This is a genomic window from Cupriavidus sp. CuC1 (assembly GCF_044627735.1).
Classification (GTDB): domain Bacteria; phylum Pseudomonadota; class Gammaproteobacteria; order Burkholderiales; family Burkholderiaceae; genus Cupriavidus; species Cupriavidus ulmosensis.
Genome location: NZ_JBIUHC010000274.1, coordinates 1 through 7,600, shown reverse-complemented (window position 1 = coordinate 7,600; position 7,600 = coordinate 1). Strand labels below are relative to the sequence as shown.

At 60.6% G+C, this 7,600-nt stretch carries 9 protein-coding genes; 7 read left to right on the top strand and 2 right to left on the bottom strand.

The window, feature by feature from the left end:
* Positions 1–147 precede the first annotated feature (147 nt).
* The gene (locus ACGLHR_RS49845; RefSeq protein ID WP_267602250.1) at positions 148–318 is read right to left on the bottom strand and encodes a hypothetical protein; all 171 of its coding nucleotides are present in this window, start codon (positions 316–318) and stop codon (positions 148–150) included.
* Between the two features lie 568 nt (positions 319–886).
* Here ACGLHR_RS49845 and ACGLHR_RS49840 point away from each other — a divergent pair.
* The 5 genes from ACGLHR_RS49840 (at position 887) to ACGLHR_RS49820 (ending at position 4,593) form a co-directional block, all read left to right on the top strand.
* Complete coding sequence (locus ACGLHR_RS49840) at positions 887–1,120, top strand: DUF2188 domain-containing protein (protein WP_267602249.1); 234 nt, start codon at positions 887–889, stop codon at positions 1,118–1,120.
* Between the two features lie 252 nt (positions 1,121–1,372).
* A complete protein-coding gene (locus ACGLHR_RS49835; RefSeq protein WP_400103292.1) occupies positions 1,373–1,753 on the top strand; it encodes a helix-turn-helix domain-containing protein in 381 nt (126 codons plus the stop codon).
* Positions 1,754–2,149: 396 nt separating this feature from the next.
* Positions 2,150–2,485 (top strand): hypothetical protein, encoded by a 336-nt coding sequence (locus ACGLHR_RS49830; RefSeq protein WP_400103290.1) that lies wholly within the window; start codon positions 2,150–2,152, stop codon positions 2,483–2,485.
* A 632-nt stretch (positions 2,486–3,117) separates the two neighbouring features.
* Positions 3,118–3,474, top strand: coding sequence for a hypothetical protein (locus ACGLHR_RS49825; RefSeq protein ID WP_400103288.1), 357 nt, complete (start codon positions 3,118–3,120; stop codon positions 3,472–3,474).
* 921 nt (positions 3,475–4,395) lie between these two features.
* Positions 4,396–4,593, top strand: a complete 198-nt coding sequence (locus ACGLHR_RS49820) for a hypothetical protein (protein WP_267602245.1) — start codon at positions 4,396–4,398, stop codon at positions 4,591–4,593.
* A gap of 1,234 nt (positions 4,594–5,827) precedes the next feature.
* Here the strand turns inward: ACGLHR_RS49820 and ACGLHR_RS49815 are convergent.
* Positions 5,828–6,010 carry a hypothetical protein gene (locus ACGLHR_RS49815; protein WP_400103286.1) on the bottom strand — a complete coding sequence of 61 codons (183 nt, stop codon included), beginning with the start codon at positions 6,008–6,010 and terminating at the stop codon, positions 5,828–5,830.
* Between the two features lie 306 nt (positions 6,011–6,316).
* Between ACGLHR_RS49815 and ACGLHR_RS49810 the strand changes: the two genes are divergently transcribed.
* Positions 6,317–6,709: an SOS response-associated peptidase family protein gene (locus ACGLHR_RS49810; RefSeq protein ID WP_400103284.1), complete on the top strand. Its 393-nt coding sequence runs from the start codon at positions 6,317–6,319 to the stop codon at positions 6,707–6,709.
* A 463-nt stretch (positions 6,710–7,172) separates the two neighbouring features.
* A complete protein-coding gene (locus tag ACGLHR_RS49805; RefSeq protein WP_400103282.1) occupies positions 7,173–7,565 on the top strand; it encodes a copper resistance protein CopQ in 393 nt (130 codons plus the stop codon).
* Positions 7,566–7,600 lie beyond the last annotated feature (35 nt).

Below are 7,600 nucleotides of genomic sequence, written 5' to 3'. Positions count from 1 at the left end.
CCAGGCGCGCCATCACGCTGATCGGGCTGTGTTCGATAAAGCGTTCCACCACTGCGTCCAGTACCACGCCACTGACTTCATTTTCGGTTCGAGGACACGGAGGGTGCCCTAATTTTCGTCACCTTGAAAGGGGTGGCCCTCACACCCCTAAGATGGATCTTTGGTACGCGTACGCGAAACAGCCCCCATGATGCCCAGGCCGAGGACGATGACGCATATGATGCCCACGTAGACCTGGGCCACACCTGCCGTAACGAGACCCCATGCAATACCGCCGACGAGCAGCAGCAGTCCAACGAGGAAGAGCGCAAATGACATGAGACAGCTCCTTGCAGAACGCCGCTGTGGCTGCGGCATAAGAACAATCTAGGCGGCGCGCCCGCCGACAGGCATCGGGGGATGGCGGAGATGCACGTAGGCCTGTTCTTACACGCACGTCATCGTGGCGCGACCGCAATGGCGGCCCTACCCGCACGAACTGTTTGCTGCTGCGCCGGTGCCGCGCGCCTTGGGTGCAGAGCCCCCTCCACTAGTTCGGAGATGTAGGACACCACCCTCTGGCGCCCCTGGTTCTCAGGTTCACGACCGCGGCCTGGCTTGCGGACCGCACCTGGATCTCGACGCGGCAGGCATTGAACTGGACAAGCAGAACCGTGATCAGCTGCTTGTCCGCCTCGAGTGTTCCTGGCGAGAGCACTGGCTCGGCATCGCTCATCGAACCTCCTCATTCTCGACGTTTATTGTCGGTTCCGACGGCAGGCTGACCGGTTAGTCTGCCGGCACAGCCTGAGAATGATTACTTTGACACCAAGGCGGACACCGCCCACTATCGAGAGGGCAAAGCATCGCCTACAACAACAGTAGAACATCACTCAGGGAGACAGCCATGGATACAAAACCGCAACGCAACGTACACGTCGTCCCCCACGGCGACGGGTGGGACATCATCCATGAGGGGGCCAAGGGTGAAAGAGCACACTTCCTGACTCAGGAGGAAGCGGTGGAAGCCGCCACGGCGATTGCACAGCGCGAGAAGGTGGAGTTGCTGGTGCATGGGCAGGATGGTCAGATCCGCTCGCGCAATAGCTACGGGCATGACCCTCGCAGTGTGAGAGGCTGATCATGGCCAGTGGGTGCCCGCCACTGGCTCGCGGCGCCGTCTCAGCACTGACACCCACTGAATTTCGCAGTGTGCAGCATGCGGTACAGAACTTCATGCGGTCCGAGCGCTGCCTTGTGGCCGAAGGATTCGACGCGCTTTGTTTGCGCTCCGGTTAGCGCATAGCTAACATGAAAATGCACACTGTAGCGTCACCAGGCAAGCGGCCCGGGTTCTCGCGCTGCCTGCCAAACCCCGTGGAGGTGCCGACCCATGATCAACATTCAATTCATCGAACGCGATGGCCGCCCCGAGTTCGCGGTGGTGCCCATTGAAGTGTGGGAGCGCATCAAACGTCGGGTCGGGGAGCTCGACGACGCAGCGCTGCATGGGCAGGCCAAGACTCGGGATGACGGTTTTCGGATCCCCGCCGCCATACTGGATGCCGAACTCTCCGGCGATAACCCGGTGAAGGCCTGGCGCGAATACCGCCGCATGACCCAGGATGCGCTGGCGACCGCGGCGGGCCTCAGCAAGCCCTATCTCAGCCAGATCGAGAACCGCAAACGTGATGGCAGCATCGAGGTATTCCAGAGCCTCGCGGCAGCGCTTTGCGTGCCGATCGACGTACTGGTTGAGCAGCCAGGAAAATAATCCGCATTCAACCTGAAGACCTGGCCATCGGGCGCAAGTACCGAAAGCCAGGTCGGTCTCTCTTCAGGTTCCCTGTCTCTCCTCAGCTTCCCTGGAATGATCATCGGCTTCGAGCCAGCACCGATCTCCCTGTCCGCGAACAGGATGACGAGCAAGCCAATCAGCGCGCCCCCTGCACGTGCCCGACGCGCCAGCGGTGGCCGGCCATGACGCCTGGCAGGCGTGGGGGCTGCCCGGGGTCTTGGGCATTGCGTATCCCTTCATCAGAAGGGTACTGAAATTGATGCGACGCACCACAATCAATAGCGGCGGCAGATGACCGCCGTTGTAGTTACTCACGGGTGTAGGTGACTCACCCTGCCGCCTACACCCCTTTTTCTCCCCACGGGATACAGCATGAGAATCACTCCTATTCTTGCTCTGATGTTGGTGCCGGGCGCGGTTCATGCCCAACTCTCGGCATACAAATCCTCCGGATCCGCGGGCTATGGTGGCTATGCCGCCGCCTCTGGGCAGCACGGCGGCGCTGCCTATGGCTCGGCACAAGGTCAGAGCAATTCGCTCGCCGGAGTGAACGGCGTCATTACGCAGCGCTATAGCAATGCGTCTTCAGGGCATCAGCGAGACGATATGGCCGCTGCGCAGGCCTTGGGGACTTCGCCGGACTACGGGGGTGGAAGAAGTAAAACGTCTTTGAATCCGTCGACAACCCATTCTCAGTCGGGCAAATGACCTGGAGCGACGCAGTTGCGATGAGCGTCAACCTCGCGACTACAGCGCGCCTCACCGGCAGGCTGATACCGAATCACGGCCGTGGGACTGAACGGGTAGCCTTCCCGCGCGTGCACCGACATACAGCATGTTGAACTCCCGAGGTCCTCGCTAATGCGGCACTAGCCGCGTTGCCCGCCCTGCCCTCGATCCCTGTCACCACCATAGTTGCGTTGATCACCGTGGTCGTGGTCGTCGTGGCTCCTGTGCTGGCCCCCTCGGTCATCTCTGTCCGCATGGGCGGGGAGAACCACGCGGACAAGCTCTGACAAACTGCGCAGAGCGGCGCCGAGTCTATGAGCACTCCGGAGTTGCAAATGCAAACAATTGTGCCGTCCGCCTCGCGGCCTTTTTCTGCGAGCTACACTGCTTGCGCCGCCTGCAGGCCTTCTTAACGTACTTGGTCGTCGTGATTGGGACCGATTCGACGCAGGCGGCACCCTCAAGCGTCACACCGCGCTTCGCCGCACACCCCATTCCCAGCCGGAAGAAAGGCAGCGTTACAGTTCGTTACCCCGGTATTGATTCCTAGCTATTTCTAAGTCAATCGCCAACTTAGACTATTAATAACAATAGAAACATAGGAGTCCAGCATGCGCAATCTCACTGCGATCATGCTCCTGAGCGCGACCACCCTTCTCACCTCAGGAGCCGCGCACGCGCGGGTTGATGTGGGCATTGGCATTGGCATACCCGGCCCCGTGTACGTGGCGCCCCAGCCTCCTGTCTACTACGAATCGCCACCGGTCTACTACGAGCCTGCGCCGGTCTACTACGAGCCTGCGCCGGTGTACGTGCAGCCGCGGCCGGTTATTGTTGCGCCTGGCTACTACGATGATTGGAGAGCACGCGCCTGGCAGCAGCAACAGTGGCGAGAAAGGCGCTGGCGCGAGCACGAGTGGCGCATGCATCATCGGCGCGGACCGCGTTGGTCTGACGAAGATGACTGAGCTGGATCCCTGGCAAAACGCGCAGCTCTCAGCCTGACCTCACGCCGCGCCAGCCGGAGACTGCAAAAGCGCAGTGCGAAGTTCACTCCGAGTCGACTCCGGCGCGTTGCGTTCTACCCAATCGGGGGATGCGCACCTGGCCAGTCACTGCCACAGTAGTGCCCAAGGTGCACTGCGAAGTCACCCGCTATCACTTAAAGCCCCTGCTCTCCCCAGCCGGGGCTTTTTCTTTTGGATTGCAAGAAAAAGGAGGCCGGCATCGCGCAAACTCCACAGTGCCGGCAGGGCGGTTCAGACGGTAGGGGTACCGACACGCGCCTCGCGATTTTTACACCGTTTTTACGCCCTACCCGTCACCATCCCATCCCTGAATGCAGTCCCTCTGCATTTCCCGTTCGCACCTTGTGCCGCCGCCCCTGCCAGGGGCGGCTTTTTTCTGTCGGCATGCTGCCAGTGCCGCCCGGTGGCCTGATCTCATAACCAGCACGCAAAGTCAACGCAACCAGCGCGGCGCGGAAGAACGCGAAGTCGCTAGCGGGCTTGGGCACCTTTGCCAGCGGCCCGTCCGATCTCTCGCAGCAGGCAAAGTTATCCGGACTCGTGCGCAACCTGTGCCAGGAAGGCGGGCGCGCGCACCGAACAGCGCCACCCGCCCGATGTAGTCGTGCGTCCAAGCCTGCAGCCCGAACTTCTGCACGACGGCCGCACCGCCGGCCACATTGGAAACGACGGTAGCGATCACCCTTCCGCCCACTCTTGGGCTTCATGGAGTCATCATCACTGGGGTAGCGGTCCCCTCCAATGGGGGAATCAAATTGGAAGCGTCAAACATATACTTTGCTGCAACTGCACATTCGCGTTCGCCCAGACGATCTCCCCCCCGGCACAACCTCCACCGGACAAACAAGTTTTGACGTCATCATGCTGATCAACCTGCTTGGCTTTCTCTTGTTCGAGGCGCTCTGGTTCTTCCCATTCAAGCGCGTGTTCAGAGCCGCGCATTTCCATCCGGCTTACGCCATCATTGCTCTGATCCCCATAGCTGGGCCACTTGCATGCATCTGGCTACTAGCGATGCGGCCATGGCCTCTGAAGGACAGATTGATTCGCCTTCCCTGACGTCAGCAAAGTCACCCACACGAGGGCGGGCATGAAGGAGGCGCCGGGGGGCGGCTTGTGGACTGCACCGCTCCAGCTACTCGCTGTTTACCTCTTGAACAGCTACTGGCTGTGCTGCAACCACAGCCGAACGGCTGGCGCCGGTCGGCGCTGGGGCGCCACAGACTAAGTAAGCGTTCGAAGTGCCGGCGTGGTGACCAACATTGCCCCACGACGGCCGCGCCCGCTGGCGACTCCGGAAAACGACGGTAGAGATCAGCCCCACCGCCCACTCTCGTAGGCTTCGTGGAGTCATCATCACTGCGAAGGCGGCCAGGCCGGATGCGTCGGCGGCAATCGCCGCTGGACCGCCGAAGGCTTTGAAGGCAGCGGCTCCCGCCGCGCCGGCTGCGGCACCGCTGCTGATGGGTTCGGACATTTGTGACCCCGGAAATGAAGCAACCCGCACATGGCGGGCTTTGGCTTAGTTTAGGAACATCTGGTCATCTGATTCTTACAAATTAAATCTATTGCATATCAGATATTAATTTGATTTAATTCGCGCCGCGCAGCATCTGCTGTGCCCCATTTGCGCTTCTGCTTCTGCGCAAGACCGGCAGGATTTCCCGTCTCAGCCGGTCTTTTTTTTATGCCTCCACCCAATAGGGCGTGCCCGGCCCCGGCGTGATCACCATCCCAGCCGCCGTGACAGTTGTTGACAGTCCCAATTCCCGCGCCCTGTTAGCCTTGATCATCGCATCGCGGCCCTCCGCTGGGCACGATGCGGCTTCCGATCCCCGCCCGGCATTCCGTGCCTGGCGGGGCTTTTTTGCTCTGGTGGGTGCGCGCGGGGCGGACTGGCGGTAGCTATGCCATCTCTGGGACTGGGATCGCAGCTGAGTCGTGCTGTGCAAACAGTTCGGGGGCGGAACTACGTCCGGTTACCTGTCGTCGCTGACGTCAGCAAACTGTCATAAAGCGGGCCTAAGGTAAGAGTTCGCCCCCTCTGCATTTCCAATGCGGCAGGGATTTCTTGAACCACTTACCGGAGGCACACATGGCTGTCAGGCTCAGGTGCTGGTCCGAAGACGGCGAGGAAGTGATCGACGTTCCGCGGTCTCAACTAATCACGACGTTTGCACCACATACGACATTGCCACCACCGAAACAGGCGGTAGACCTCAAAGAAGAATCCATCAAGTGGACGATGCCAGACGACCCAGATCGCTTTGGCGATTTCGCGTAGCAGGTACGCCTAACCCAAAGTAAAAAGCCCGCGAGGCGCGAACCTGGCGGGCTTCGAAAAAGCAATAGCCCGCTGGCCGCCCTTCTTCACCCTCTCCCCTTCGGCCCACCGCTTCAGCTTCGCGTTCTGGTCGCTGACCGTGTTGCGGCGCGCGCCGCACTGCTCGGCGAGATCGGCCAGATTGACCTTCACCCCGAAGATCTTTTCGAGGATGGAGTGGCCGCACGCGGTAGTGCGAGAACGTGCCGGACATCTGCTGCATGGCGCGCTCGGTCAGCCAGACGATGGCGTCAGCTCATTCGGCGTTGAGCTTCTCGAGCGCATTTCGGTCTCGCGTCTCCGCCCAGGCCTGCGTCTCTGCCTTCGTGTCGAACATGCGGGAATCGCGTATGCCCGTCACATTCACCTGCGCGCGCCAGCCTGATGCGGACTTCGTAAAGGGGGCCATTTCGTGGGCCGAACGTGGGGGCCACTATGGGGCCGGAGCGCCGATTACAAGTGAAATGGGATGGTGCAGAGTGCAGCGAGGTGATTGCTGCAATTCGCCTTCCAAGCCTTGTACGGCCTAGCGATGTCTACGGCGTCGAACCGCCGCCCGTCGACTATCCGCCGGAGACCTGGCCGGACTATGCCGCGCCGATCATCGTGTCGACGAGCCACAGCGAGCGCCAGTCGCTGGTGGGGACGTTCGGCATGGTGCCCAAGAGCCGCATCCCGTCGGGCATGGCCAAGTTCGACACGACCAACGCCAGATCCGAGACGGTTGGCGAGAAGCGTTCGTTCTCCGGCCCCTGGAAGAAGCGCCAACTCTGCCTGGTACCGGCTACTGGTGAGATTCCATCCTATGGAAATCCAAAACTTTCGCTGCTGCCGCGGGCTTTAAGGCCATGACATCGTCCATCGCACCATCCGTTTTCTAGGCATTTTTCAGGAAATGCGTCCATGCCTCTGTCGGATGGCTGGCCGTCGCTTACCGGCCATCTCCCGTTGTTCGCCTAGTCATCCAAATGGACGTTCGAACGTCACCTCCACACCAGACAAGAGACATTCGCCGCCGATCGTGCCTGTCCCGTCCTCTGGTTTGTCACGGATACGAGCCATCAACCTCGCTCGCAGACCCAACCATGCATCGCGGTCGAAGATTGATTTGTCCACGTTTGTTGTACGGCTCCTACCCCTATGACTTCGGCGTATGCGAACACGCAGTCGCGGTAGCCCATGAGGCGTGAGACGAAATGGCACTAATTCGAGCCTATTCATCATTCACTGACTCATTCCGTCGCCCTACACTGGTTTGCATCAGGACGGCATTGACGCTACGCCTGGCCCCCTAACCAGAGTTAAGGAATTCATCATGAACGTAAAGACCATTGTTTCCGCGATCGCGCTCGCTTCCATCTTCGTTGCAGGCGCAGCCGAGGCACGCATCAGCAACCGCGATGGCTACACCGAAGACGCGAAGGTATCGCGCTCGGCTGATCCGTATCTGGATGGCGCTCGCTACAACGCCAATGGGCAGCGCAATCCGTTCGTGGACGGTGCTCGCAATGACCGCCGCGATGTCTACACGGACGGCGCCCGCATGGTCGCGGGTCTGGACCATGTGGGTGTGTCGGCGCCTCCGGCCCGCTCGGCCGATCCGTATCTTGACGGTGCACGTTACGATGCCAACGGTCCGCGCAGTCCGTACTACGACGGCGCTCGCATCGTAAGCGCGAAAATAAGCACACCTAGCTTTTGCTGCTGAGAGTGGGCAGGCTTGCGTCCGCAACCACTATTTGC

Excerpts from the sequence above, each read along its gene's own strand:
- ACGLHR_RS49845 (WP_267602250.1), bottom strand. The coding sequence starts at position 318 with ATGTCATTTGCGCTCTTCCTCGTTGGACTGCTGCTGCTCGTCGGCGGT.
- ACGLHR_RS49840 (WP_267602249.1), top strand. The coding sequence starts at position 887 with ATGGATACAAAACCGCAACGCAACGTACACGTCGTCCCCCACGGCGAC.
- ACGLHR_RS49835 (WP_400103292.1), top strand. The coding sequence starts at position 1,373 with ATGATCAACATTCAATTCATCGAACGCGATGGCCGCCCCGAGTTCGCG.
- ACGLHR_RS49830 (WP_400103290.1), top strand. The coding sequence starts at position 2,150 with ATGAGAATCACTCCTATTCTTGCTCTGATGTTGGTGCCGGGCGCGGTT.
- ACGLHR_RS49825 (WP_400103288.1), top strand. The coding sequence starts at position 3,118 with ATGCGCAATCTCACTGCGATCATGCTCCTGAGCGCGACCACCCTTCTC.
- ACGLHR_RS49820 (WP_267602245.1), top strand. The coding sequence starts at position 4,396 with ATGCTGATCAACCTGCTTGGCTTTCTCTTGTTCGAGGCGCTCTGGTTC.
- ACGLHR_RS49805 (WP_400103282.1), top strand. The coding sequence starts at position 7,173 with ATGAACGTAAAGACCATTGTTTCCGCGATCGCGCTCGCTTCCATCTTC.